The 24890-nt window shown below is 73.4% G+C and carries 23 protein-coding genes; 12 read left to right on the forward strand and 11 right to left on the reverse strand.

Going from position 1 to position 24890, the window contains the following annotated elements:
• Nucleotides 1-31 precede the first annotated feature (31 nt).
• The 3 genes from ACIGW2_RS23810 to ACIGW2_RS23820 all read left to right on the forward strand — a co-directional run bounded on the left by ACIGW2_RS23810 (nucleotide 32) and on the right by ACIGW2_RS23820 (nucleotide 2453).
• On the forward strand, nucleotides 32-391 hold the full coding sequence (locus ACIGW2_RS23810) for a hypothetical protein (RefSeq protein ID WP_391655627.1): 360 nt from the start codon (nucleotides 32-34) through the stop codon (nucleotides 389-391).
• Nucleotides 392-515: 124 nt separating this feature from the next.
• Nucleotides 516-920 (forward strand): hypothetical protein, encoded by a 405-nt coding sequence (locus ACIGW2_RS23815; protein WP_391655626.1) that lies wholly within the window; start codon nucleotides 516-518, stop codon nucleotides 918-920.
• 87 nt (nucleotides 921-1007) lie between these two features.
• Nucleotides 1008-2453, forward strand: a complete 1446-nt coding sequence (locus ACIGW2_RS23820; protein WP_391655625.1) for an aminopeptidase — start codon at nucleotides 1008-1010, stop codon at nucleotides 2451-2453.
• An 87-nt stretch (nucleotides 2454-2540) separates the two neighbouring features.
• Here the strand turns inward: ACIGW2_RS23820 and ACIGW2_RS23825 are convergent, their stop codons facing one another.
• Both ACIGW2_RS23825 and ACIGW2_RS23830 read right to left on the reverse strand, forming a co-directional pair.
• Nucleotides 2541-4361, reverse strand: a complete 1821-nt coding sequence (locus tag ACIGW2_RS23825; protein ID WP_391655624.1) for a glycoside hydrolase family 3 protein — start codon at nucleotides 4359-4361, stop codon at nucleotides 2541-2543.
• A gap of 92 nt (nucleotides 4362-4453) precedes the next feature.
• On the reverse strand, nucleotides 4454-5365 hold the full coding sequence (locus ACIGW2_RS23830) for a LysR family transcriptional regulator (protein ID WP_399845640.1): 912 nt from the start codon (nucleotides 5363-5365) through the stop codon (nucleotides 4454-4456).
• An 89-nt stretch (nucleotides 5366-5454) separates the two neighbouring features.
• On the opposite strand from ACIGW2_RS23830, the gene ACIGW2_RS23835 reads away from it, so the two are divergent.
• The 3 genes from ACIGW2_RS23835 to ACIGW2_RS23845 are packed head-to-tail and all read left to right on the forward strand — an operon-like array spanning nucleotide 5455 to nucleotide 7724.
• Nucleotides 5455-6387 carry an EamA family transporter gene (locus tag ACIGW2_RS23835; protein ID WP_399845644.1) on the forward strand — a complete coding sequence of 311 codons (933 nt, stop codon included), beginning with the start codon at nucleotides 5455-5457 and terminating at the stop codon, nucleotides 6385-6387.
• On the forward strand, nucleotides 6384-7127 hold the full coding sequence (locus ACIGW2_RS23840; protein WP_399845647.1) for a hypothetical protein: 744 nt from the start codon (nucleotides 6384-6386) through the stop codon (nucleotides 7125-7127). The genes ACIGW2_RS23835 and ACIGW2_RS23840 overlap by 4 nt, the downstream gene beginning before the upstream one ends.
• A gap of 30 nt (nucleotides 7128-7157) precedes the next feature.
• Nucleotides 7158-7724: an AAA family ATPase gene (locus ACIGW2_RS23845; protein WP_391655620.1), complete on the forward strand. Its 567-nt coding sequence runs from the start codon at nucleotides 7158-7160 to the stop codon at nucleotides 7722-7724.
• 19 nt (nucleotides 7725-7743) lie between these two features.
• Here ACIGW2_RS23845 and ACIGW2_RS23850 read toward each other — a convergent pair whose 3' ends face one another.
• Nucleotides 7744-8787 (reverse strand): LacI family DNA-binding transcriptional regulator, encoded by a 1044-nt coding sequence (locus ACIGW2_RS23850; protein ID WP_399845652.1) that lies wholly within the window; start codon nucleotides 8785-8787, stop codon nucleotides 7744-7746.
• 127 nt (nucleotides 8788-8914) lie between these two features.
• Here ACIGW2_RS23850 and ACIGW2_RS23855 point away from each other — a divergent pair, with 127 nt between their 5' ends.
• Genes ACIGW2_RS23855 through ACIGW2_RS23865 form a run of 3 tightly spaced genes read left to right on the forward strand, consistent with a single transcriptional unit; the run spans nucleotide 8915 to nucleotide 12017 of the window.
• Nucleotides 8915-10066: a Gfo/Idh/MocA family protein gene (locus ACIGW2_RS23855; protein WP_391655618.1), complete on the forward strand. Its 1152-nt coding sequence runs from the start codon at nucleotides 8915-8917 to the stop codon at nucleotides 10064-10066.
• Nucleotides 10063-11217 (forward strand): dihydrodipicolinate synthase family protein, encoded by a 1155-nt coding sequence (locus ACIGW2_RS23860; protein ID WP_399845656.1) that lies wholly within the window; start codon nucleotides 10063-10065, stop codon nucleotides 11215-11217. The genes ACIGW2_RS23855 and ACIGW2_RS23860 overlap by 4 nt, the downstream gene beginning before the upstream one ends.
• On the forward strand, nucleotides 11214-12017 hold the full coding sequence (locus ACIGW2_RS23865; protein WP_399845658.1) for a sugar phosphate isomerase/epimerase family protein: 804 nt from the start codon (nucleotides 11214-11216) through the stop codon (nucleotides 12015-12017). Before ACIGW2_RS23860 ends, ACIGW2_RS23865 begins: the two co-directional genes overlap by 4 nt.
• A gap of 59 nt (nucleotides 12018-12076) precedes the next feature.
• On the opposite strand, the gene ACIGW2_RS23870 is transcribed toward ACIGW2_RS23865, so the two are convergent.
• From ACIGW2_RS23870 to ACIGW2_RS23890, 5 genes are read right to left on the reverse strand one after another with little or no spacing between them, the layout of a single operon-like run.
• A complete protein-coding gene (locus ACIGW2_RS23870) occupies nucleotides 12077-12490 on the reverse strand; it encodes a DUF4279 domain-containing protein (protein ID WP_391655765.1) in 414 nt (137 codons plus the stop codon).
• A gap of 5 nt (nucleotides 12491-12495) precedes the next feature.
• Nucleotides 12496-12915, reverse strand: coding sequence for a DUF4279 domain-containing protein (locus ACIGW2_RS23875; RefSeq protein WP_361583383.1), 420 nt, complete (start codon nucleotides 12913-12915; stop codon nucleotides 12496-12498).
• A 55-nt stretch (nucleotides 12916-12970) separates the two neighbouring features.
• On the reverse strand, nucleotides 12971-14659 hold the full coding sequence (locus ACIGW2_RS23880) for a putative T7SS-secreted protein (RefSeq protein WP_391655615.1): 1689 nt from the start codon (nucleotides 14657-14659) through the stop codon (nucleotides 12971-12973).
• The gene (locus ACIGW2_RS23885; protein ID WP_361583388.1) at nucleotides 14659-15306 is read right to left on the reverse strand and encodes a hypothetical protein; all 648 of its coding nucleotides are present in this window, start codon (nucleotides 15304-15306) and stop codon (nucleotides 14659-14661) included. Before ACIGW2_RS23885 ends, ACIGW2_RS23880 begins: the two co-directional genes overlap by 1 nt.
• Entirely contained in the window at nucleotides 15303-15896 is a 594-nt protein-coding gene (locus tag ACIGW2_RS23890) for an SseB family protein (protein ID WP_399845663.1), read from the reverse strand. Before ACIGW2_RS23890 ends, ACIGW2_RS23885 begins: the two co-directional genes overlap by 4 nt.
• 123 nt (nucleotides 15897-16019) lie before the next feature.
• Here ACIGW2_RS23890 and ACIGW2_RS23895 point away from each other — a divergent pair, with 123 nt between their 5' ends.
• Entirely contained in the window at nucleotides 16020-18245 is a 2226-nt protein-coding gene (locus ACIGW2_RS23895; protein ID WP_399845666.1) for an ATP-dependent RecD-like DNA helicase, read from the forward strand.
• 179 nt (nucleotides 18246-18424) lie between these two features.
• The gene (locus ACIGW2_RS23900; RefSeq protein ID WP_356072660.1) at nucleotides 18425-19714 is read left to right on the forward strand and encodes a citrate synthase; all 1290 of its coding nucleotides are present in this window, start codon (nucleotides 18425-18427) and stop codon (nucleotides 19712-19714) included.
• Between the two features lie 429 nt (nucleotides 19715-20143).
• Here the strand turns inward: ACIGW2_RS23900 and ACIGW2_RS23905 are convergent, their stop codons facing one another.
• Both ACIGW2_RS23905 and ACIGW2_RS23910 read right to left on the reverse strand, forming a co-directional pair.
• The gene (locus ACIGW2_RS23905; RefSeq protein ID WP_399845670.1) at nucleotides 20144-22399 is read right to left on the reverse strand and encodes a heavy metal translocating P-type ATPase; all 2256 of its coding nucleotides are present in this window, start codon (nucleotides 22397-22399) and stop codon (nucleotides 20144-20146) included.
• A 99-nt stretch (nucleotides 22400-22498) separates the two neighbouring features.
• Nucleotides 22499-22813 carry a heavy-metal-associated domain-containing protein gene (locus tag ACIGW2_RS23910; protein WP_391655611.1) on the reverse strand — a complete coding sequence of 105 codons (315 nt, stop codon included), beginning with the start codon at nucleotides 22811-22813 and terminating at the stop codon, nucleotides 22499-22501.
• A gap of 175 nt (nucleotides 22814-22988) precedes the next feature.
• On the opposite strand from ACIGW2_RS23910, the gene ACIGW2_RS23915 reads away from it, so the two are divergent.
• Complete coding sequence (locus ACIGW2_RS23915; protein WP_399845674.1) at nucleotides 22989-24242, forward strand: cation:proton antiporter; 1254 nt, start codon at nucleotides 22989-22991, stop codon at nucleotides 24240-24242.
• Here the strand turns inward: ACIGW2_RS23915 and ACIGW2_RS23920 are convergent.
• Complete coding sequence (locus tag ACIGW2_RS23920) at nucleotides 24220-24888, reverse strand: TetR/AcrR family transcriptional regulator (RefSeq protein WP_361583401.1); 669 nt, start codon at nucleotides 24886-24888, stop codon at nucleotides 24220-24222. The genes ACIGW2_RS23915 and ACIGW2_RS23920 overlap by 23 nt on opposite strands.
• Between the last annotated feature and the right edge of the window lie 2 nt (nucleotides 24889-24890).

The following is a 24890-nucleotide window of genomic DNA, read 5'->3' on the forward strand; positions in this document are numbered from 1 at the left end:
CCGCCGGGCGGGGCGGGGTTGAATCGGCGTCATGAACGACGACCTCCTCCCGCCCCTCCCGGCTCCCCGGCCCGCCCCCAGCCCGGCGCGCCGGCTGCGTACCCGCGCGCTGTGGGCGGGGCTGCTGCTGGTGCCCGCGACCGTCCTCGTCGTGGTGCTCGCGCTGGCCACGGAGAGCGGCACGGGCTGCGTGATGAACGGCACCTGCGGCGAGATACCCGGCTGGCCGTACCTGGTCACCCTGGCCGTCGCAGTGACGGCCTGGGTCCACGCCCTGAACACCCCGGACACCCCCCGCACCCCCGCCACCGGCCGCACGGCCGCCCTCTGGACCCTGCTCGGGGCCGAGGCGACCTTCCTCGCCCTCGTCGCCGGCTACTTCTCCGGCTAGGCCGCCGCGCCCTTCCGGATCGGCGGGGGTGAAGGGGAGCGGGCCCGGTGCGCAACCGAACCGGGCCCGGCCGCGTCGTAAACCTGTACGAGTGCGGGCGGGGGAACCAAGGGGAGGGGCGGACATGCGGGCGCGGTCGCAGCGGGGGAAGGGGCGCGGCCTCGCGGCTCATCTGCTCGCCCTGGTCACGGCGGTCGGGCTGATCGTCCTCAGCGGACCGCCGGCCGGCAGCGCCGAGGCCGCCTCCGTGTGCGCCGGACGGCCCACCCGCACCATCGGCTTCGCCACCGGGGAACTGCGGCTCTACCGCACCCGGCAGTACGCCTGCGCGGTCGCCGTCGCCAAGCGGCAGGGGCCGCCGCGCTGGATGTCCGTCTCGGTGCAGCCGCGCGGCGGGCGGGCGGCCGTGGACGCCGGGCGCTTCGGCCGGCAGGCCGGGCCGGTCACGGTGCACGCGCTCAACCGCTGCGTCCGGGTCTCCGCCACCATCGACGGACGCTCCACGACCACGGGCTGGATCCTGTGCTGAAGCACAGGTAAGGCCCAACCAGGTCTGGCGGTCCGCACGTTGACCCCGCTAGGTTCGCGACACCGTTGTGAACCAAGGGGAGGGTGCATGCGCAAGTCGCTCAGATGGCTGTTGTCGCTCTCGGTGCTCATAGGCACCGCGGGCTCCACCGGCGTGGCCACCGCCGCGGAACCGGACGCGGACAGCAGGGCCGTCGCGGAGGCGCAGAGCGCGGACATCAAGGACCGCATCCTGGCGATACCGGGGATGAGCCTGATCGAGGAGAAGCCGTACGCCGGCTACCGCTTCTTCGTCCTGAACTACGAGCAGCCGGTCGACCACCGGCGCCCGTGGGCCGGCACGTTCCAGCAGCGGATCTCGGTCCTGCACAAGGACACGGACCGCCCGACCGTCTTCCGCACCAGCGGATACGGACTGAGCACCACGCCCGGCCGCTCCGAGCCGACCCGGATCGTGGACGGCAACCAGGTCTCCATGGAGTACCGCTTCTTCACGCCGTCCCGGCCGCAGCCCGCCGACTGGTCGAAGCTCGACATCTGGCAGGCCGCCAGCGACCAGCACCGCATCTTCACCGCGCTGAAGAGGATCTACGGCAAGAACTGGCTGTCCACCGGCGCCTCCAAGGGCGGCATGACCGCCACCTACTACGAGCGCTTCTACCCGCGCGACATGGACGGCGTGGTGGCCTACGTGGCGCCCAACGACGTGGTGGAGAAGGAGGACTCGGCCTACGACCGCTTCTTCGAGACCGTCGGCACCAAGGACTGCCGCGACCGGCTCAACGCGATGCAGCGCGAGGCGCTGGTGCGCCGCGAGCCGCTGGAGAAGAAGCTCGCCGCCCAGGCCGCCGCCGACGGCTCGACCTTCCACACCCTCGGCTCGCTCGACAAGGCCTACGAGGCCGTCGTGCTCGACTTCGTGTGGGGCTTCTGGCAGTACTACGGCCAGGACGTCTGCGACCAGATCCCGGACGCCGCCACCGCCAGCGACGACACCGTCTACGAGACGATCGACGCCTACTCCGGCTGGGCCGCGTACACCGACCAGAGCCTGGAGGGCTACACGCCCTACTACTACCAGGCGGCCACCGAACTCGGCTCGCCCACCATCACCCAGCCGCACCTGGCCGGTCTGAGCCGCTACGGCTACCAGCCGGCCCGCAACTTCGTGCCGCGCGAGATCCCCATGAAGTTCAAGCCGTGGGTGATGCGGGACGTCGACACCTGGGTCCGCAACAACGCGAACCACATGCTGTTCGTCTACGGCGGCAACGACCCGTGGGGCTCCGAGCAGTTCCGCCTCGGCAAGGGCGCCCGCGACAGCTACGTGTACGTCGCGCCCGGCGCCAACCACGGCGCCAACGTGGCCGGTCTGGTCGAGGCCGAGAAGGCCAGGGCCACCGCCCGCATCCTCGCCTGGGCCGGGCTCGACGCCCCCGCCGTCCAGGCGGCGCGGCCGCTGGCCCGCTTCGACGCCCGGATCGACAAGCCGGTCGACGAGGACGCCACCCCGGGACACGGCCTGCGCCCGTAGGCCGTAGGCCGCAGCCGCAGCCGCGGCCGCACCCGATCGCCCGAGGGCCCGCACCCCGCCGCACGGCGGGGTGCGGGCCCGTCCGCGTCAGCGGTAGCCGAGCCCGTACCCCACCGGGTACAGGACCTTGGCCGGGTCGGCCGCGTCCTGCACCGGGACCGGGAGCCGGCCCTGCGGCTCGGCCCGGCCGGCCAGCACCCGGACGGCGGCGCGCAGTTCGACGTCCGTCCAGGAGTAGCCGGCGAGGGTGGCCCGCTGGCCGGTGATCCGGGCCACGTCGTACGGGTTGCGGAGGGCGATCGTGACCACCGGCACCCCGGTCGCCACGAGCCGGGCCACCAGCGTGCGCTGGCTGCTGGTGGCCGTCACGTTGTACGTGCCCACCACGACCAGGTCCTGCCCGGCCGCCGCGGCCACCGCCTCCTCGATCTTCGCCGCGGTCGGAGCCGTCCCGGTCGGCAGGGCCCGTGCGGTGAAGCCGAGTTCCGTCAGCGCCCCGGCCAGGGTGGCGGTCGGCGGGCCGGTGGTGCCGGACGGCGAGGCCGGGTCGGCGCCGACCACCAGGACCTTGGGGTGGCTGCGCCGGCTGACCGGCAGGAAGCCGCCCTCGTTGACGAGCAGCGTGGTGGTGCGCTCGGCGATCCGGTCGGCGTGGGCGAGGTGGGCCGCGGTGCCGACCGTGCGGTCGACCCCGGCGGCGCTCACGTACGGGTCCTTGAACAGGCCCAGCTTCGCCTTGAGCCGCAGGATGCGCAGGATCGATTCGTCGAGCCGGGCCTCGGTCAGCTCCCCGCCCTTCACGGCCGCCAGGACCGCGTTCCAGGCCACCGACAGGCTCGGCGGGTTGAGCAGCTGGTCCACGCCCGCCTTCAGGGCGAGGACCGGGACGCGCTCGTCGCCGTACTTCGTCCGCACGCCCTCCATGCCGAGCGAGTCGGTGACCACCACGCCGTCGTAGCCGAGCTGTTCGCGCAGGATGCCGGTGAGGATCGGCCGCGACAGCGTCGCCGGGTCCTCGCTCGGGTCGAGCGCCGGCACCACGATGTGCGCGGTCATGATCGAGTCGATGCCCGCCGCGATCGCCGCGCGGAACGGCGGCGCGTCGAGCGCGGACCACTGGGCGCGGGTGTGGGTGATGGTCGGCAGCCCGTAGTGGCTGTCGGTGGCCGTGTCGCCGTGCCCCGGGAAGTGCTTGGAGGTCGCCGCCACCCCGCCCTGCTGATAGCCCCTGACCTGCGCGGCCACCATCGCGGCCACCGCCTCGGGGTCGGCGCCGAAGGAGCGCACGCCGATCACCGGGTTGGCCGGGTTGACGTTCACGTCGGCGACCGGCGCGTAGTTCTGCCGGATGCCGACGGCCGCCAGCTCCGCGCCCGCGATCTGCGCGGCCTTGCGGGCGTCGGCGTGCGAGCCGCCCGCGCCGAGCGCCATCGCGCCGGGCAGCAGGGTGGCCGGCTCGCCGACCCGGCAGACGATGCCGTGCTCCTGGTCGGTGGAGACGAGGAGGGGGATCGGGGTCGGCTGGGCGAGCCCGGCCCGCTGGATGCCGTTGGAGAGCTCGGCGATCTGGAGCGGGTCGCGGGTGTTGTGCGCCCAGGAGAAGTAGATGATCCCGCCGACGTGATAGCGCTCGATCAGCTCGGCGGCCGTGCGGACGCCGATCTCCTTGAGGTTGGCGTCGACGTCGGCCTGGTCGGGGGCGGTGGCGGAGTGGCCGTAGACCCGCATGACGAACAGCTGGCCGACCTTCTCCTCCAGGGACATCCGGGAGATCAGGGCGCGCAGGGTGTCGTCGGGGATCCGCTGGTCGTCGGCGAGGGCCGCGGGGGCGGCCACGCCCGTGACCGCGGCCGCCGCCGCGGCCGCGGTGACGGTGAGGACGGTGCGTCGGGACGGGACGGGGGGCACTGGTGCTCCTTCCGTGAAGGAAACTTCCAAGGTGCCACGGATAGCCGGAAACTAACTGCCAGGTCAAGGATCCGCGCAGGAATGACGGTCCGTCACCCGGACGCGGCGATCGCCGGCCACACCTCCTGGAGGGTCCGCACCGTCTCCGTGATCGCCGGTCGGCGCGCCGCCCCCGTCCGCCACAGCGCCCACAGCCGCCGCACCGGGATCGGGTCGAGCCGCAGCGCCACCACCTCCGGCGGCAGCGCCCCGCGCCCGAGCCGCGGCACCAGCGCGATGCCGAGCCCGGCCCCGACGAGCGCCACCTGGGTGTGGTTCTCCTCGGCCTGATGGGCGATCAGCGGCTCGTACCCCGTCGCCCGCAGCGTCCGGATCAGCCAGTCGTGGCACACCGTGCCCGGCGGCTGGGTGATCCACCGCTCCTGGCTCAGGTCCTCCCGGCGCACCCCGTCCCGGCCCGCCAGCGGGTGCCCCTCCGGCACCAGGATGTCGCACGGGTCGTCGCCGATGACCTCCTGCTCCACCCCCGGCGGCACCGGCAGCGACGCGATGTCCCAGTCGTGCGCCACCGCCAGGTCGAGCACGCCCCGGCCCACCAGGTCCACCGAGAGGTGCGGGTCCACCTCCGTGAGGCGGGCGTCGAGCGCCGGATGACGGCGGGCCAGATCGGCGAGCACCCGGGGCATCAGACCGCGCGCCGCGCTCGGGAAGCAGCCGATCCGCAGCCGCCCGGCGGGCAGCCCGCGCCGCTCCTCCAGACGCACCTCCGCCTCCTCGACCAGCGCGAGCAGCCGCTCGGCGGTGTCCACGAGCTGGTGGGCCTCGTCGGTGAGCCGGACGCCCCGGCCGCTGCGTTCGAGCAGGGTCGTGCGGGTCTCCCGCTCCAGTTTGGCGATCTGCTGCGAGACAGCCGAGGGGGTGTAGCCGAGCGCGGTGGCGGCCGCGCCGACCGTGCCGTGCACGGCGACGGCGTGCAGGGCGCGCAGACGTCCCAGATCGAGCACCTTCCCGACCCTTTCTGTAGCAGTGCTTCATCCAACCATGAAGGAATCCGTGCTGGTGCTACACGGTCGTGGCGGGTGATCCTCGGGTCATGCGCCCCGCCCACATCGCCCTCGCCGCCCTGGTCGCCGCCGTCTGGGGAGTCAACTTCGTCGTCATCGAGATCGGCCTCGACCACTTCCCGCCGCTGCTCTTCTCCGCCCTGCGCTTCCTCGTCGCGGCCCTGCCCGCCGTGTTCTTCGTCGGGCGGCCCAAGGTGGCCTGGAAGTGGATCGTGGGGGTCGGACTCGCCCTCGGGGTCGCCAAGTTCGGCCTGCTCTTCACCGGCATGAGCCTCGGCGCCCCGGCCGGCCTCTCCTCCCTGGTGCTCCAGGTCCAGGCCGTCTTCACGGCCCTCTTCGCCTTCCTCGCGCTCGGCGAGCGGCCGGGCCGGGTCAAGCTGCTCGGCATGGGCGTCGCGCTCGCCGGCATCGGCGTGGCCGCCGTCGACGAGGGCACCTCGGGGCCGCTCACCGGCTTCCTCCTGGTGATCACGGCCGCCGTCTGCTGGGGCGTCTCCAACGTCCTCACCCGCAAGGCCGCCCCGCCCGACCCGCTCAACTTCATGGTCTGGGTCAGCACCGTCCCCGTCCTGCCGCTGCTCGCCCTCTCCCTCCTCCTCGAAGGCCCGGACCGCGACCTGGCCGCGCTGCGCGGGCTCGACTGGACCGGAGCGGGCGTCATCGTCTACGTCGCCTGGATCACCACCGTCTTCGGCTTCGGCGCCTGGGGCTGGCTGCTCCGCCGCCACCCAGCCTCCTCCGTCGCCCCGTTCTCCCTCCTCGTCCCCGTCTTCGGCATGTCCTCCGCCGCCCTCTTCCTCGGCGAGTCCGTCAGCCCGCTGCGCTGGTGCGCCGCCGCCCTGCTCGTCGGCGGCGTGGCCCTGACCTCCCTCCAGGGCTGCAAGGCCGCGCCGGAGCCGACGGTTAGGGTGCTGGTGCCGACGACGAACGTGCCGACGACACACGGGGGAAGCACACCATGACCCATCCGCCGCAGCAGCCCTACCCGCCGCAGCAGCCGGGACCGCACGCCCAGCCGTACGGGCACCAGCAGTCGTATCCGCCCCAGGGCTACGGGCACCAGGTCCCGCCCCAGGGGTACGGCCAGGGACCCGGCTGCCAGGCGTGCGGCGCGCAGCCCGCCGTGCCGGTCACCGTCCGGGCCCACCAGGGCATGGTCGTCATCATGCGCACGCTCACCCGGCGCGGCGTGTTCTGCCGCACCTGCGGCCTCGCGATCTACCGGCAGATGACCTCCGAGACCCTGGTGACCGGCTGGTGGGGCCTCTTCTCCTTCTTCGTCACCCCGTTCATCGTGCTGGGCAACGCCTTCGGCGCCCGCGCCGCCCTCAACCGCCTGCCCGAGCCGCAGGGCGCCGTGCGCCCGCCCCTCGACCCGGGCCGGCGAGTGCTGCGCCGCGCCCCCGCGATGCTCGTGCTCACCCCGGTCGCGCTGCTCGCCGCCGCGATCCCCGTGCTGTTCCTCGTCGGGCTGTTCGCCGGCGACGGCAAGGGCGAGCGGACCGGGCTCTCGGTCGGCGACTGCGTGCGCAACGAGGCCGCCTGGCCCGACCAGCAGCTGGAGAAGGTGGACTGCGGCTCGCCGCTCGCCGAGTACCGCGTGCTCGACGAGCCGTCCTGCGGGCCCGCCGACTACCTGCTGCGCGCCGAATATCTCCTGGATGCGCCGGGCAGGCCCGGTTACTGTGTCACGCCCGTGTGACCCGTACCGCCGGCCGGAAGAGCGTGCCTGATGTTCGAGAACATCGTCGTCGACAACCCCGAACCCGCCCCTGGCACCCTGCTGTTGGCGGGCATCCCGGGCAGCGGCAAGAGCACCGTCGCGGCGGCCCTCGCGGCCCGGTTCGGGCGGGCCGCGCACATCGAGGTCGACCACCTCCAGGAGCTGATCGTCAGCGGCGGCCACTGGCCCACGCCGGAGGGCGACCCGGAGGCCGACCGCCAGATCCTGCTGCGCGCCCGGCACGCCTGTCTGCTCGCCGACAGCTTCGTCGCGGCCGGCTTCCTGCCGGTCCTCGACGACGTCGTGGTCCGCCGCTCCCACCTGGACTTCTACCGCGCCCACGCCCGGTCCCCGCTGCACCTCGTGGTGCTGGCCCCCGGCCCGGACAAGGCCTGGGAGCGCAACAACGCCCGCCACAAGTGCCTGACGACCAACTGGGCCTTCCTCGACGAGGCCATGCGCGAGGAGATCGCCGGCGAGGGCGTCTGGATCGACAACGCGGAGCAGACGGTCGAGGAGACCGTCGACGCGGTGCTCGCCGCCACGGGCCTCACCCCGCGCCCCCGCACCGCGTAGGGGGCCCGCCGGCGCCCCGTCAGCTCCTCGGCGCCGCCGTCGAGTTCCGCACCACCAGCTCCGCCGGGATCGTCACGGGCCCGTCCGCCGCCGGGTCCTCCGTGCCGAGCGCGAGCCGCCCGGCCCGGGCGCCCGCCTCGTGCAGCGGGAGCCGGACGGTGGTCAGCGCGGGCGCCGCGTCCACCGAGAAGGGCAGGTCGTCGAAGCCGGCCACGGACACGTCGTCCGGGATGCCGAGGCCCCGCTCGCGCAGGGCCGCGCAGACGCCGAGCGCCACCGTGTCGTTGGCCGCGACCACCGCCGTCAGGCCCGGGTCCTCGGCGAGCAGCCGGGCGACCGCCGCGTGGCCGGACGCGCGGTCGTAGCCCCCGTGCGCGACCGGGCCCTCGGCGACCCCGGCCGCCGCGAGCGCCGCCCGGTGGCCCTCCAGCCGGTGCCGGGTGGTGGTGCGGTCCGCCGGGCCCGCCACGTAACCGATCCGCCGGTGGCCGAGCTCCAGCAGGTGCTCGGCGAGCCGCCGCGCCCCGGTCCGGTTGTCGAAGGCGAGCGTGGTGGCGGCGGCCCCGTCGAGCGGCGGCCGGCCGCACAGCACCACCCGGGTGCCGGCCTCGCCGAGCCGGGCCAGCTTCGCCGTCACCGCCGCGCGGTACCCGGGGTCCTCCACGGGGCTGCCGGTCAGGATCACGGCGGCGGCGCGCTGCCGCTGGAGCAGGGTGAGATAGGTGAGCTCGCGCTCCGGGTCGCCGCCGGTGTTGCACACCACGGCCAGCTTCTCGCCGCCGGCCCGCCCCGCGCCCGGCGCGCCGATCGCGCCCTGCGCGGCCCCGGCCATGATCCCGAAGAAGGGGTCGGCGATGTCGTTGACGAGGATGCCGACCAGGTCGGAGGTGGCGGCGGCGAGCGAGCTGGCAGGGCCGTTGGGGACGTAGTCGAGCTCGTCCACCGCGCGCATCACCCGCTCCCGGGTGGCGGCGGCGACCGGGTAGTTCCCGTTCAGGACGCGCGAGACGGTCGCGGGGGAGACCCGTGCGCGGGCGGCCACGTCCGCCAGGGTGACGGTCATCGTGTGCGTACCTCCAGGGCCCTTGTCGGCGGTGATGTCGGCAGGCTAGCGTCATGCGTCGTAGAAAGCGCTTTCTACGGTTCGCCCGCTCCGCCCTCCCCGCCCGTCGTACGAGAGGAACACCTCCGTGACCCGCAGGACCGTCCGCATCGCCATGAACGGCGTCACCGGCCGCATGGGATACCGCCAGCACCTCGTCCGCTCGATCCTCGCCCTGCGCGAGCAGGGCGGACTCGACCTCGGCGACGGGCAGGTCCTGTGGCCGGAGCCGGTCCTCGTCGGCCGCCGCGAGCACGCGCTGCGCGCCCTCGCCGAGCGCCACGGACTGACCGAGTGGTCCACCGACCTCGACGCCGTCCTCGCCGACGAGACCGTCGACGTCTACTTCGACGCCCAGGTCACCTCCGCCCGCGTCGAGGCCCTGACCCGGGCCATCACCGCCGGCAAGCACGTCTACACCGAGAAGCCCACCGCCGGTGACCTCGCCGGCGCGCTCGCCCTCGCCCGCCTCGCCCGGGAGAAGGGCGTCCGGCACGGCGTCGTCCAGGACAAGCTGTTCCTGCCGGGCCTGCGCAAGCTCAAGCGCCTGATCGACGGCGGCTTCTTCGGCGAGATCCTGTCCGTGCGCGGCGAGTTCGGCTACTGGGTCTTCGAGGGCGACTGGCAGCAGGCCCAGCGCCCCAGCTGGAACTACCGCGCCGAGGACGGCGGCGGCATCGTCGTCGACATGTTCCCGCACTGGGAGTACGTGCTCCACGAGCTGTTCGGCCGGGTCACCTCGGTCACCGCCACCGTCGCCACCCACGTCCCGCGCCGCTGGGACGAGCGGGGCAAGCCCTACGAGGCCACCGCCGACGACGCCGCCTACGGCATCTTCCAGCTGGAGGGCGGGGCCGTCGCGCAGATCAACTCCTCCTGGGCGGTCCGCGTGCACCGCGACGAGCTCGTCGAGTTCCAGGTCGACGGCACCCACGGCTCCGCCGTCGCCGGACTGCGCGGCTGCCGGATCCAGCACCGCGCCACCACCCCCAAGCCGGTGTGGAACCCGGACGTTCCGGCCACCGAGCCCTTCCGCGAGCAGTGGCAGGAGGTGCCCGACAACGCCGAGTTCGACAACGGCTTCAAGGCCCAGTGGGAGCTGTTCCTGCGGCACGTCGTCCTCGGCGAGCCCTACCACTGGGACCTCCTCGCCGGCGCCCGCGGCGTCCAGCTCGCCGAGCTGGGCCTGCGCTCCGCCGCCGAGGGCCGCCGCCTGGACGTCCCGGAGGTGACCCTGTGACGCTCCGGCTGCCGCTCCCGGACGGCTCCACGCGCGCGTACGTCCCGCGCCCCGCACCCCGCGCGCGTGCCGCCGCCGGCCCGCCCGTCTCCCGTACCGTCTTCTCCGCCGCGCACGTCGTCGCCGACCCGTACGCCGACACCACCCCCGACGGCCCCGCCGCCGTCGACTGGGACGCCACCCTCGCCTTCCGCCGCCACCTGTGGTCCCACGGCCTCGGGGTCGCCGAGGCCATGGACACCGCCCAGCGCGGGATGGGCCTCGACTGGGCGGGCGCCGCCGAGCTGATCCGCCGTTCAGCGGCGGAGGCGCGCGCCGTGGGCGGCCGGATCGCCTGCGGCGTCGGCACCGACCAGCTCACCGGCCCGGCCGCCCTGCCCGCGATCCGCGCCGCCTACGAGGAACAGCTCGCCGTCGCCGAGGAGTCGGGCGCCCAGGCCGTCCTCATGGCCTCCCGCGGCCTCGCCGCCGCGGCCCGCGGCCCGGAGGACTACCTCGACCTCTACGGGCACCTGCTGCGGCAGGCCGCCGAGCCGGTGATCCTGCACTGGCTGGGCCCGATGTTCGACCCGGCCCTGGAGGGCTACTGGGGCTCGACGGACCTGGACGCGGCCACCGAGACCTTCCTCGGCGTCATCAAGGCCCACCCCGACAAGGTCGACGGCATCAAGATCTCCCTCCTCGACGCCCGGCGCGAGGTCGAGCTGCGCCGCCGCCTCCCGGAGGGCGTCCGCTGCTACACGGGCGACGACTTCCACTACCCGGAGCTCATCGCGGGCGACGCGCACGGCTTCAGCCACGCCCTGCTCGGCATCTTCGACCCGCTGGGCCCGCTCGCGGCCGAGGCGGTCCGGGTGCTCGACACCGGCGACACGGCGGGCTTCCGCGCGCTGCTCGACCCGACCGTGGAGCTGTCCCGCCACCTCTTCCGGGCCCCGACCCGCTTCTACAAGACCGGCGTCGTCCTCCTCGCCTGGCTGGCCGGCCACCAGGAGCACTTCGCCATGGTCGGCGGCCTCCAGTCCGCCCGCTCGCTGCCGCACCTGGCCCGCGCCTACGAACTCGCCGACGGCCTCGGCCTGTTCCCCGACCCGGACCTCGCCGCGTCCCGGATGCGCGCCCTCCTCACCGTGTACGGAGTCCCGCAGTGAACCTCGACCGCCTCGGCATCAACCAGATGACGGTGAAGCAGCTCACCCTGCCCGAGCTGGTGCGCGCGTGCGTCCGGCTGGGCGTCCCGGGCGTCGGCCTGTGGCGCGAACCGGTCCGGGAGTACGGGGTGACGGAGGCGGCCCGCCTGGTACGGGACGCCGGGCTCGCCGTCACCACCCTGTGCCGGGGCGGCTTCTTCACCTCGGACGGCTGGGAGGAGGACAACCGGGCGGCGGTCGACGAGGCCGTGGCGCTCGGCACCGACACCCTCGTCCTGGTCTCCGGCGGCCTCACCCCGGCCTGCCCGGACCTGCCCGCCGCCCGCGCCCGGATCACCGAGGCGATCGGCACGCTCGCCCCGTACGCCGGGGAGCGCGGGGTCCGCCTCGCCATCGAGCCGCTGCACCCGATGTACGCCGCCGACCGGTGCGCCGTCTCCACCCTGGACCAGGCCCTGGAGATCGCCGAGCGGTTCCCCGCCGCACAGGTGGGCGTCACGGTTGACACGTACCACCTGTGGTGGGACGACCGGGCCCCGGCGGCCGTCGCACGCGCGGGTGCCGCCGGACGCATCCACTCCTTCCAGCTCGCCGACTGGACCACCCCGCTCCCGGCCGGCGTCCTCACCGGCCGCGGCCAGCTGGGCACGGGCGCGATCGACCTGCGCGCCTGGGCGGACCTCGTCGCGGAGGCCGGCTACCGGGGCCCGGTCGAGGTGGAGCTCTTCAACGACGCCCTGTGGGCCAGGGACGGCGTGCGGGTCCTGGAGGAGACGGTGGAGGCGTTCCTCGCGGTCTGAGGCCCGCCGGATTCCTCGCGGCCCGGGGCCTGCCCGCGAGGAGGCCCGCCGGGGCCCGCTCAGCCCAGGAAGTCCAGCGGGTCCTCCGCCGGGAGGTTGTCCGGCAGCAGGGTCGTGAAGGAGACCGGCAGGCCCAGGGCGGCGAGCCGGGCGGCGGACTCGGGGGACAGCGTCAGCGGGCCCCCGAGCTCCACCGTCCCCGACACGGCCACCTGCACCCGGCAGCCCGCGCCGGCCAGCGTGCCGATCCCGTCCAGGTGCGGCCCGGCGAGCCGGGCCAGCTCCGCGATCTGCCCGTCCAGGTCGGCGGAACACTCCGCGTCGACCGTGAGGGCCCACCAGCCCGGTCCGTGATGGACCGACAGGCCCGGTCGCCGCGCCGCCGGCCGGGCGAAACCGAGGGCGCGCTCCACCGCCGCCGGGTCCAGGTCGCTCCCCGTGACGGCCAGGGAGGTGGTGATCGAGGTCCACATGGCGGTCACCGTTCGCTCGTGCTGGGCGTGAGGGTCAGGGGCAGCCCGAGGGCCGCGAGCCGGCGCGTCTGCCCGGCGGTCAGGACGAGCTGGGCGTCGTTGTCCACGTACCCCCGGACGACGAGCCGGACGTCGACACCGCCGGCCCGCAGGGCCCGCCACTCCTCCGCGTACGGCTCGGCCGCCGCCAGCACGGTGTCGAGCTGCGCCGGGAAGTCCCGGGTGGTGCGCTCGTCGCACTGCAGCCGCCACTCGCCGTCCACGTCGTCCGGGCGGCCCCACCGGCTCGGCCCCGGCGGCCGGGTCGCGGTCGGCCGGAGCGCGATCCGCGCCGAGAGCGCGTCCGGGTCGAGCTCGGGCCCCCGCGCCACCAGGGCGACCGAGGTCAGCGCCCACCGCGCGCCGTGCTGCTGCTCCGCGCTCACCGCGTCCGTCCCTTCCCGCCGTCTGCTTCCGTGTCCCCGCGTCGCCGCGCCGCGCTCATTCCAGCTCCCGGCAGGCCGCCCAGTGGACGTTGCCCATGTTCTCCTTGAGCAGGTCGCTCAGGTTCGTACGTTTCGGCACCGTGGTCGAATTCTCGTACACGGTGAATCCCCCCGGGCCCTTGGGCTCCGGCGGGGCGAGCGTGTAGTCGGGGATGCGGTCGCCCGGACCGAAGGTCTCCACGGCTCCGCCCGGATAGTAGCCGCCCTCGACCGCGACCCCGTTGAGGCCCGGGATGCGCTCGCCGTGCGGCACGTAGAACGAGATGGTCGTGCCCTCGGGGACCACCATCTCGCCGGCGTAGCGCTCCATGTAGCCGTGCCCGGCCAGCACCGTCTCGCCGTCCGCGCGGCCGCCCTTGATGACCCGGCTCGCGTAGTAGCGCCCGTCGTCGTCGGGCCACTTCCGGTCGGTGATGAACTCCGGCTTGCTGTCGATGACGGCCCGCTTCACGTCCTCGTGCGAGGGCATCTCGCCCCCCGAGCCGCGGCTGGTCAGACCGTCGAGCTCGCGGCCGAGCCCGCGGCCGTGGGGCTCGGGGCCGTCGAGCCCCTTCCTGAGGTCCCGCAGGCCCGCGCGCAGACCGCCGCGGACCAGGCCGCTGCCCTTGGTGCCGATCAGCTCGGGCACGAGCCGCCCGAGGAACTCGGAGGGGTCGCCCTTGGCCGCGTCCCAGGCGTTCTTCAGCGCCCGGTCGGGATTGGCGACCGTGGACGCCAGCCCGGCCAGCGTCATGTTGACGCCCTTGTAGTACTCGGCCGGGTGGGTCAGGTTGTAGACGTCGAGCGGATTGACCGAGCGCACGAAGTTGATCAGCCCGGCGGTGCCCTTGACGATGCCGCCGCCGAAGTGCGCCAGCTCGAAGCCCTGGGCCAGGGCGTGGTCCATCAGCTCGGCCTTCAGCTTCTCCCGCCCGGTCGGCTCCTTCGGCGCGTGCGCCATCGCCGCCCGGACCGCCGCCTTCGCCGTCTCGGCGGCCTCGTTGCGCGCCTTGCGGGCGTCGTCCAGGATCTCCTGCGCCCGCCGGCGCTTCTCCCCGCTCGGATCGACGAACTCGCCCGGGTGCGGCAGGGGATGGTCGCCGGTGCGGGCGTCGTTGTAGGCCTTGGCCTTCTTCCGGTACGCCTCGGCCGCCCGCTCGTAGTCCCCCTTCGCCTCCTTGTAGAGGGCGACCGCCTCGCGGGCCTTGCCCTGGGCGCTCGTGACGGCGCTCGCGTAGGTCTCCAGGGCCCCCGCCGCGTCGTCCAGCGCGTCGGCGGCGCGCAGCCAGTCCAGCGGCAGCGGCGCGAACCGCTCCCGGAACGCGTTGGCCGCGGCCCCCTGCCAGTGGCTCGCGTCCAGCTGCTTCATGCCGGAGCCGACGAGGTCGAAGGCCTTCTTGAAGTCGCGCAGGTTCTTGATCGTCGCGGTGATCCGCTCCGGCTTGCCGTGGATCAGCTCGTCGGCCTCCTCGGTCTGCCCGAGCTGCTGCTCGCCCACGTGGGCGCCCAGCGAGGACGCGGTCTCGTCGCCCCAGTCCTCGACGGCCTCGGCCACCGAGTCGTAGCCGTAGTGCCGCAGCCCCTGCCCGGCCTTGTCGGTGACGTAGTCGACGCCCTCGCCGACGATCTCCTTGCCCTTGTCGACGCCCTTGTCCCACAGGTCGACGCCCTTGTCGACGAGATCGCCGAGTCCCCCGAGGCCCATCAGCGCTTCTCCCCCCACCGCGGCTGCTCCGCCTGGTCGACGGTGGCCTGGTCGGGATCGAGGTCCTTCTTCAGCTGCTCGTCCAGACGGTCACGCGCGGCCGGGTCGATGAGGCCGTTCCGCTCCATCGAGTCCAGCTGGGCGTCCATGACGTCGTACGTGGTGTTCTTCCAGGTCTGCTTGACCTCTTCGTGCGCCGCGGTGAAGGACTCCTTGCTCCAGTCCGCGTTGTCCCAGGTGTGCTGGTCGCGCACCTGCTCCCAGCTCATCTGCTTGACCTCGTCCTCGGACAGGTGCGGGTTGCCGTTGAGGGAGTTGACGCCGATCTTGAACGAGTCCTTGACGTACTGCTCCTGCTCGGCGAACGACCCCACCGACAGGCCGACGCCCTGGGCGAAGGCGTTCCCGCGCAGGGTGAGGGCGCGCACGCCCCACTCCCAGCGCTCGCAGAAGGTCTCGAACTCCGAGGTCAGCCCGTCGTGGCCGAGTTCCAGACCGGTCAGGGCGAGGTCGGAGAAGCCGCGGCCCACCGAGGCCTCACCGATCATGCCGAGGTCCTTCAGCTCGGAGTGCGCCAGGTCGATGCCCTTCGCGATCTCCACCAGCGCCCAGACCGGCGCGTCCAGCAAAGGGTCGTTCCCACTCATCGCACACCCCCGTGTGTGTCGTGCGTACCGCCGTCGAGGTCCATCGCCGCCGCGTCCGGCACGATGCCCCTGACCGGCGGGAAGAGCAGTCCGTCCGGGCTGCCCGCGTCGAGGGCCACCCCTGCGGGACGGGGCAGCATCGGCACCATCTCGTCGAGCAGCCGCGCCCCCAGGACCGCGCGGTACTCCCAGGCGCGGGCCGGTTCCCGCTGCGCGTACGCGAACCGGGCGAGGGTCTCCTCGTCGGAGAAGGCGCAGATCCACCGCACGCCGTTCTGCTCGGCGGTCCACAGGCTGCCGTACGGATCGAGGGGGACGAGCACGGCGCTGCTCCGGAACAGGGCGAGCAGCTCGGCGAACCGCTCGCGGGCGGCCGCCGCCTCGCCGGACTCCTCCGGCCCTTCCGGTGCGCCGGACGTGACCGCCGGGGCCGCCGTGGCGGCGGCTCCGCTGCCGACGGCGGCCGTGCCGGGCGTCGCGGGCGCGCCGGGCGCCCCGGGCGCGGGCCGGAACACGAGGTCCGCCTCCGCCAGTTCGGCCAGCCGGGAAACCCTGGGCCGCCTCGTTATGTCTTCCCCGTCGTCGATCACCGGCGCATGCTGCCACGATGATCTTCCCGAGTGCAACGAGAGGCCGCCCCCGGCCCGTTCGCGCACGGCCGCGGTTGTCCACAGGCCCGCCCGGTTGTCCGAGGGCTTCGCTACCGTCGGGACATGACCAGCGAAGTGCGCGGGCTCGCGGTGCTCGAAGGGGTCCTGGAGCGCATCACCTATGCCAACGAGGAGACCGGGTACACGGTCGCCCGGGTCGACACCGGCCGGGGGTCCGGGGACCTCCTCACGGTCGTCGGCTCGCTGCTCGGCGCCCAGCCGGGGGAGTCGCTGCGGATGGAGGGCCGCTGGGGCTCGCACCCGCAGTACGGACGGCAGTTCACCGTGGAGAACTGCACGACGGTGCTGCCCGCCACCGTCCAGGGCATCCGGCGCTATCTCGGCTCCGGCCTCGTCAAGGGCATCGGCCCGCGCATCGCCGAGCGCATCGTGGACCACTTCGGCACCGACACCCTCGACGTCATCGAGACCGACCCCGGGCGCCTGATCGAGGTCCCCGGGCTCGGACCGAAGCGCACCAAGCTGATCGGCGCTGCCTGGGAGGAGCAGAAGGCGATCAAGGAGGTGATGGTCTTCCTCCAGGGCGTCGGCGTCTCCACCTCCATCGCGGTGCGGATCTACAAGAAGTACGGGGACGCCTCCATCGGCGTCGTCAGGAACCAGCCCTACCGGCTGGCCGCCGACGTCTGGGGCATCGGCTTCCTCACCGCCGACCGCATCGCCCAGGCCGTCGGCATCCCGCACGACAGCCCGGACCGGGTCCGGGCCGGCCTGCGGTACGCGCTGTCGCAGTCCACCGACCAGGGTCACTGCTTCCTGCCCGAGGAGCGCCTGATCTCCGACGCCGTGAAGCTGCTCCAGGTCGACACCGGCCTGGTCATCGAGTGCCTCGGCGAGCTCGCCGAGGACCCGGAGGGGGTGGTCAGGGAAAAGGTCCCCGGCCCGGAGGGGCTGCCCGTCACGGGCGTCTTCCTGGTGCCCTTCCACCGGGCCGAGCTGTCCCTCGCCGGGCAGCTGCGCCGCCTGCTCACCGCAGACGAGGACCGGCTGCCCGCCTTCCGGGACGTCGCCTGGGACCGGGCGCTCGGCTGGCTGGCCGAGCGCACCGGGGCCTCGCTCGCGCCCGAGCAGGAGGAGGCGGTCCGCCTCGCGCTGACCCGCAAGGTCGCGGTCCTCACCGGCGGACCCGGCTGCGGCAAGTCCTTCACCGTCCGCTCGATCGTGGAGCTGGCCCGGGCCAAGCGGGCCAAGGTGGTGCTCGCCGCGCCCACCGGCCGGGCCGCCAAGCGGCTCGCGGAGCTGACCGGCGCCGAGGCGTCCACCGTCCACCGGCTCCTGGAGCTCAAGCCCGGCGGGGACGCGGCCTACGACCGGGACCGGCCGCTCGACGCCGACCTGGTCGTGGTCGACGAGGCCTCCATGCTCGACCTCCTCCTCGCGAACAAGCTGGTCAAGGCCGTGGCGCCGGGTGCACACCTGCTCCTGGTCGGGGACGTGGACCAGCTGCCCTCGGTCGGTGCCGGCGAGGTGCTCGGCGACCTGCTCGCCCCGGGCAGCCCCGTGCCGGCGGTCCGGCTCACCCGGATCTTCCGCCAGGCCCAGCAGTCCGGCGTGGTCACCAACGCGCACCGGATCAACGCGGGGGAGCCGCCCGTCACCACCGGCCTGCCGGACTTCTTCCTCTTCGCCGAGGAGGAGACCGAGGACGCCGCCCGGGTGGCGGTGGAGGTCGCCGCCCGCCGGATTCCGGCCAAATTCGGCCTGGACCCCCGGAGGGACGTGCAGGTCCTCGCCCCCATGCACCGCGGCCCGGCCGGCGCCGGCGCGCTGAACGGGCTGCTCCAGCAGGCCATCACCCCGGCCCGCCCGGACCTCCCGGAGAAGCGCTTCGGCGGCCGGGTCTTCCGGGTCGGCGACAAGGTCACCCAGATCCGCAACAACTACGAGAAGGGCGCGAGCGGCGTCTTCAACGGCACCGTGGGCGTCGTCACCGCCCTCGACCCGGTCGAGCAGCGCCTGGTCGTGCGCACCGACGAGGACGAGGAGGTGCCGTACGACTTCGACGAGCTGGACGAACTGGCCCACGCCTACGCCGTGACCATCCACCGCTCCCAGGGCAGCGAGTATCCGGCGGTGGTGATTCCGGTCACCACCAGCGCCTGGATGATGCTCCAGCGCAACCTCCTCTACACGGCCGTGACGCGCGCCCGGAAGCTCGTGGTCCTGGTCGGCTCGCGGCGGGCGATCGCCCAGGCGGTGCGCACGGTTTCGGCCGGGCGCCGCTTTACCGCACTCGCGCATCGGCTCACAGAGGGCACTCTCGTGTGAAAGATCACGGAGGACTTCCGGAACCGGGGCGAAGGGGGCAGGATGAGCAGGTTGGCGGCACTGAGTGCCGCCATTAGGCCCAATGGTCGACCCCGAGTGCACTCTCCTGAGCCAAATGGGGGATGGTAGAGACAGTCAGGGCACCTCGAAGAAGAGGCACTACGTCGGTGAGGGATGACGTGAGCGACAACTCTGTAGTACTGCGGTACGCGGACGGTGAATACACCTACCCGGTGGTCGAGAGCACCGTCGGCGACAAGGGCTTCGACATCGGGAAGCTCCGAGCCCAGACCGGTCTGGTCACCCTGGACAGCGGATACGGCAACACCGCCGCCTATAAATCCGCCATCACCTACCTGGATGGTGAGCAGGGCATCCTGCGGTACCGCGGCTACCCCATCGAGCAGCTGGCCGAGCAGTCCACCTTCCTGGAGGTGGCGTACCTGCTGATCAACGGCGAGCTGCCGAAGGCGGAGGAGCTCGCCTCCTTCCAGAACGAGATCACCCAGCACACGCTGGTCCACGAGGACGTCAAGAACTTCTTCCGCGGCTTCCCGCGGGACGCCCACCCGATGGCGATGCTGTCCTCCGTGGTCTCCGCGCTGTCCACCTTCTACCAGGACAGCCACAACCCGTTCGACGAGAAGCAGCGCCACCTGTCGACGATCCGGCTGCTCGCCAAGCTGCCCACGATCGCCGCCTACGCGTACAAGAAGTCGATCGGCCACCCGTTCGTCTACCCGCGCAACGACCTCGGCTACGTCGAGAACTTCCTGCGCATGACCTTCTCGGTCCCGGCCCAGGAGTACGACCTGGACCCCGTCGTGGTCTCGGCGCTCGACAAGCTGCTGATCCTGCACGCGGACCACGAGCAGAACTGTTCGACCTCCACCGTCCGTCTGGTCGGCTCCTCGCAGGCGAACATGTTCGCCTCGATCTCCGCCGGCATCTCGGCCCTGTGGGGCCCGCTGCACGGTGGCGCCAACCAGTCCGTCCTGGAGATGCTCGAGGGCATCCAGGCCAACGGCGGCGACGTCGACTCCTTCATCCGCAAGGTGAAGAACAAGGAGGACGGCGTCCGCCTGATGGGCTTCGGCCACCGGGTGTACAAGTCCTTCGACCCGCGCGCCAAGATCATCAAGGCGGCGGCGCACGACGTCCTGTCGGCCCTCGGCAAGTCCGACGAGCTGCTCGACATCGCGCTCAAGCTGGAGGAGCACGCGCTCTCCGACGAGTACTTCGTCTCGCGCAACCTCTACCCGAACGTGGACTTCTACACGGGCCTGATCTACCGCGCGATGGGCTTCCCGACGGAGATGTTCACCGTGCTCTTCGCCCTCGGCCGCCTCCCGGGCTGGATCGCCCAGTGGCACGAGATGATCAAGGAGCCGGGTTCCCGCATCGGCCGCCCGCGCCAGATCTACACCGGCGAGGTCCTGCGCGACTTCGTCCCGGTCGAGGCCCGCTGAGGCACGCCGTCCCGACAGCGGCTCCAGCGCTCCGGAGGCGAACCGAGCCTCAAGAAGTGCGGAGAGCGAAAGCGCCCCGCCGCCGATCCCCCCACGGGTCGGCGAGCGGGGCGCTTCCCATATCCCCGGTGCGGATTCCCCCCACGGGATCCGGGCCGGGCGTCTGCTCGCGCGGTCTGCCGGGGTACGTACGGGAGGGCCGCTCAAAGCTCCCCGGTGCACGTGCCCCGGCCGCGCTTGCCCGGAGACGTCCCCCAAGACATCTCCGTGAACGTCCCCCAAGACGTTCTTGGCATCGCCCACTTAGACTCGCGAACAGCCCAGATGGTTACCCCCCAATATCTGTGATCTAGATCTCTTTGTGAAGGTCCTGTGCGTCACGTGTAGGTGAATTCGCGTGATCACCCGCGCACGGGTGCCGGCGCGCGCTCAGCGGAAGCGCCGCAGCCGCAGGCTGTTGGTCACCACGAACACGGACGAAAAGGCCATCGCGGCGCCGGCGATCATCGGGTTGAGCAGTCCGGCCGCCGCCAGCGGCAGCGCGGCCACGTTGTAGCCGAAGGCCCAGCCCAGGTTCCCCCGGATCGTGGCCAGGGTGCGCCGGGACAGCCGGATGGCGTCGGCGGCGACCCGCAGGTCGCCGCGGACCAGGGTGAGGTCGCCCGCCTCGATGGCGGCGTCCGTGCCGGTGCCCATCGCCAGGCCCAGATCGGCGGTGGCCAGGGCCGCCGCGTCGTTCACGCCGTCGCCGACCATTGCCACCGTGCGGCCCTCGGCCTGGAGCCGGCGCACCACGTCGACCTTGTCCTGCGGCAGCACCTCGGCGATCACCTCGTCGATGCCGACCTCGGCCGCCACCCGCTCGGCGACGCTCCGTGCGTCGCCGGTGAGCAGCACCGGCCGCAGCCCCAGGCCGCGCAGCCGGGCCACGGCCTCGGCGCTGGTCTCCTTGACCGCGTCGGCGACCGTGAGGGTGCCCCGGGCCCGCCCGTCCCAGGCCACGTGCACGACACCCGGCGCGGCGCCGGCCGGGACCTCGATCTCCTCGGCGGCCAGCAGTGCGGCCCGGCCGACCAGGACCAGGTGCCCGTCGACCGAGCCGCGCACGCCGAGGCCCGGCACGTTCTCGAAGGACTTCGGCACGGGCAGCTCGCCCACCCGCGCGGCGGCGCCGGCCGCGACCGCGCGGGCGACCGGGTGCTCGGAGGAGTGCTCCAGGGCGCCCGCGAGCCGCAGCAGCTCGTCCTCGCCGGTGCGGTCGGCACCGTAGGCGCCCCCGTACACGTGCACCCCGGTCAGCTCCATCCGGCCGGTGGTGACCGTGCCGGTCTTGTCGAGCACGACCGTGTCGACCCGGCGGGTGGACTCCAGCACCTCCGGGCCCTTGATCAGGATGCCGAGCTGCGCGCCCCGCCCGGTGCCGACCATCAGCGCGGTCGGGGTCGCCAGGCCCAGCGCGCAGGGGCAGGCGATGATCAGCACCGCGACGGCGGCGGTGAAGGCGGCGGTGGCGTCGCCGGTCGCGAGCAGCCAGCCGACCAGGGTGCCGAGGGCGATCAGCAGCACCACGGGCACGAAGACGGCGGAGATCCGGTCGGCGAGCCGCTGCACCGCGGCCTTGCCGTTCTGGGCCTCCTCGACGAGCCTGGCCATCCGGGCCAGCTGGGTGTCGGCGCCGACCCGGGTGGCCTCGACCACGAGCCGCCCGGAGGCGTTGACGCAACCGCCGGTGACCGGGTCGCCGGGCAGCACGTCGACCGGCACGGACTCGCCGGTGAGCATCGAGGCGTCCACGGCGGAGACGCCCTCGACCACGGTGCCGTCGGTGGCGATCTTCTCCCCGGGACGTACGACGAAGCGGTCGCCGACCGCGAGCGCGCCGACCGGGACCCGTACCTCCGAGGTGCCGCGCAGCACGGCGACGTCCTTGGCGCCGAGCCGCAGCAGCGCGTGCAGCGCCGCCCCGGCCTTCCGCTTGGCCCGGGCCTCCAGATAGCGGCCGAGCAGCAGGAAGGTGATGACGCCGGCGGCGACCTCCAGGTAGATCGTGGCGGCGGCGTGGTCGCGGGAGACGGTGAGGTCGAAGTCGTGGCGCATGCCGGGCATGCCGGCGTCGCCGAGGAAGAGCGCCCACAGCGACCAGCCGAAGGCGGCCAGGGTGCCGAGGGAGACCAGGGTGTCCATGGTGGCGGCGCCGTGCCGCAGATTGGTCCAGGTGGCGCGGTGGAAGGGCAGCCCGCCCCAGACGACGACGGGGGCGGCGAGGGTGAGCGAGAGCCACTGCCAGTTGTCGAACTGCAGTGCCGGGACCATCGCGAGCAGCACCACCGGCAGCGCGAGCACGGCGGAGACGGTGAGCCGCTGCCGCAGCGAGGCGAGCTCGGGGTCCGGCTCCGTCCGCCCGGACGCCTCGGCCCCGGGGGCGGACTCCGGCTCGGGGGCCGGTTCGGGCTCCGGCGGCGGGGGTTCCTCGGCCGTGTAGCCGGTCCGGACGACGGTGGCGATCAGCTCGGCGACCGGGACGTCCGCGGGGTGTTCGACGCGGGCCTTCTCGGTGGCGTAGTTGACCGTGGCCGTCACGCCCTCCATCCGGTTGAGCTTCTTCTCGACCCGGGCGGCACAGGAGGCGCAGGTCATGCCGCCGATCGTGAGCTCGGTGACGGTGGAGGTCGGGAGCGGTTCCATGGGTGGTTCCAAACGGGAGCAGGGCCGTACGTAGTCACCGTACGGCCCTGCGGGCGGCGAGCGGGGGGCCGGGCGGGCCCGGGTCGCGCGGTCTTCGGCTCAGGCGAGGCCGACGAGCTCGTAGCCGGCCTCGTCGACGGCGGCGCGGACGGCCTCCTCGTCGAGCGGGGCGGCGGAGACGACGGTGACCTTGCCGGTGGCGGCGACGGCGGTGACCGAGGAGACGCCGGCGATCTCGGAGATCTCGCTCGACACCGCGCCCTCGCAGTGGCCGCAGGTCATGCCCTTGACCTGGTAGACGGTGGTGATGCCGTCGGCCCGGGCCGCGTCCGCCGCGCCGTCCTGGCAGCCGCCGGTGGAGGAGCAGCAGGAGGCGGTCACCTGGGGGAGTTCGGTCCGGGTCTCGGCGGTCATGGCGTTCTCCTCTTCGAGGGCGGTGCGGGGCGCCCGCGGGTGTGCGGGGCCGTACGCCGTACTAGCACACAGTGTACCCCCAGGGGGTATGGATGCGCGGGACGGTCGTGTCGCACCGCCCGGGGCGCGGTGCGCCCGGCCCCCGGCGGCGCCGACCCTATGGTATTCACCCCATATGTCGCATTCGGGGACCACGCTGATCCTGATCATGGCGATCGCCGTCCTGGCGCCGCTGCTCGCCTATGGAGCCGCCCGCTGGCTCCCCGTCCCCCTCGTCATCTTCGAGATCCTGCTCGGCATCGTCATCGGCCCCGACGTCCTGGGCTGGGCCCGGACCGACCCCCTGGTGGACGGCCTCTCGCAGCTCGGCCTCACCATGCTGATCTTCCTGGCCGGGTACGAGATCGAGTTCGGCAAGGTCCGCGGCGACACCCTCACGCGCTCGCTGTCCGCCTGGGGCGCCGCCCTCGCGCTCGGCCTCGGGGCGGGCGTGCTGCTCGGCGGCGGCTACGCGAAGGGCGTGTTCGTCGGGGTCGCGCTCACCAGCACCGCGCTCGGCACCGTCCTGCCCCTGTTGCGCGACGCCGGCGGGCTGCACGGGCGCTTCGGCTCGGTCGTCATGGCCTTCGGCGCCGTCGGCGAGTTCGGGCCGATCATCGCCATCGCCCTGCTCCTGAGCGGCCGCCGGCCCGCCGAGTCGACCGCCCTGCTCGCCGTCTTCGCCGCGCTCACCGCCGCCGCCGTGTTCTGGGCGCTGCGCCCGCGCCGGCCCTGGTTCACCCGGGTGGTCGTCCGGACCCTGGACAGCAGCGGGCAGTTCGCGCTGCGCTTCGTCTTCCTGCTGCTCGCCCTCATGCTGGGCGCCTCCACGGCGCTCGGCCTGGACGTGCTGCTCGGCGCCTTCGCCGCCGGGATGATCACCCGGCTGGTGCTCGCCGGGGCCGCCCCGGAGTACGGGCCGCGGATCCTGGAGAAGGTCGAGGCGGTCGGCTTCGGCTTCCTCGTGCCGGTCTTCTACGTCGTCACCGGCATCGAGTTCGACCTCGACTCGCTGCTCTCCGGCGGGCGCACCCTGCTGCTCCTGCCGCTCTTCCTCGCCCTGTTCCTGGTGGTGCGGGGCGGGCCGATCTGGTTCCTGGCCCCGCGCGACCTCGGCCGGCGCGACCGGGGCGGGCTGGTGCTCTACGGCTCCACGGCGCTGCCGCTGGTCGTCGCCATCACCACCATCGGGGTGGACGACGGGGCGATGACGGCGGGCGAGGCGGCGGCGCTGGTCGGGGCGGGCATGGTGTCCGTGCTGGTCTTCCCGCTGCTCGCCACGCGGCTGAGGGCGGGCGCCCGCGCCGGGGCGGGCACGGGGCCCGGGGCGGGGGAGGGGCTCACGGAGGCCGAGCGGCGGGAGCGGGTCACGGGCTCGGAGTCGTGGTGAGCCGCCGGTCCGCGATCAGCGGTCCGAGGTAGCGCAGCAGGACCGTCTTCAGCTCCGTGATCACCGCCTCCCGCTCCGCGCCCTCGGGCGCGGCGAGGATGAGCGCCAGCCCGCCCTTCACGATGGCGAAGATCATGTCGGCGATCCGGTCCCGCTGGGCGGGCTCGCTCCCGGGCAGGTAGTGGGCCATCAGGTCGCCGACCCGAGCCAGCATCGAGGCGTGCAGGGCGTCGTGGTCCTCGGCGATCCTGCCGGGGATCTCGGAGCCGTGCATGAGCGCGAGGAAGACCGGGTGCTGGCAGTTGAACTCGATCAGCGGGTCGAGGACCGCGTCCACGAGCTCGGGGAGCGGCAGCCCCAGGTTCGCGGGAGTGAAGGCCTGGCCGTGGGCCGCCCGCATCTCGGCGAGCAGCCGGTCGCCCAGCTCCAGGGCGATGGCCTCCTTGTTCGGGAAGTACTGGTAGAGCGTGCCCGGCGAGACGCTCGCCTCCTGGGCGATCGCGTTGGTGCTCGCCGCCGTGTAGCCCTTCGCGCAGAAGACGTTGGCCGCGGCCTGGAGCAGCTGGGCGATCCGGCGCTCGCCGCGCGCCTGGCGGCGGCGCGGCTTCGGTTCCTCGGGCGCGGTCCCGGGGGTCTCCTCGGACATGG

This window comes from Streptomyces sp. NPDC053541, assembly GCF_044544705.1.
Lineage (GTDB): Bacteria > Actinomycetota > Actinomycetes > Streptomycetales > Streptomycetaceae > Streptomyces.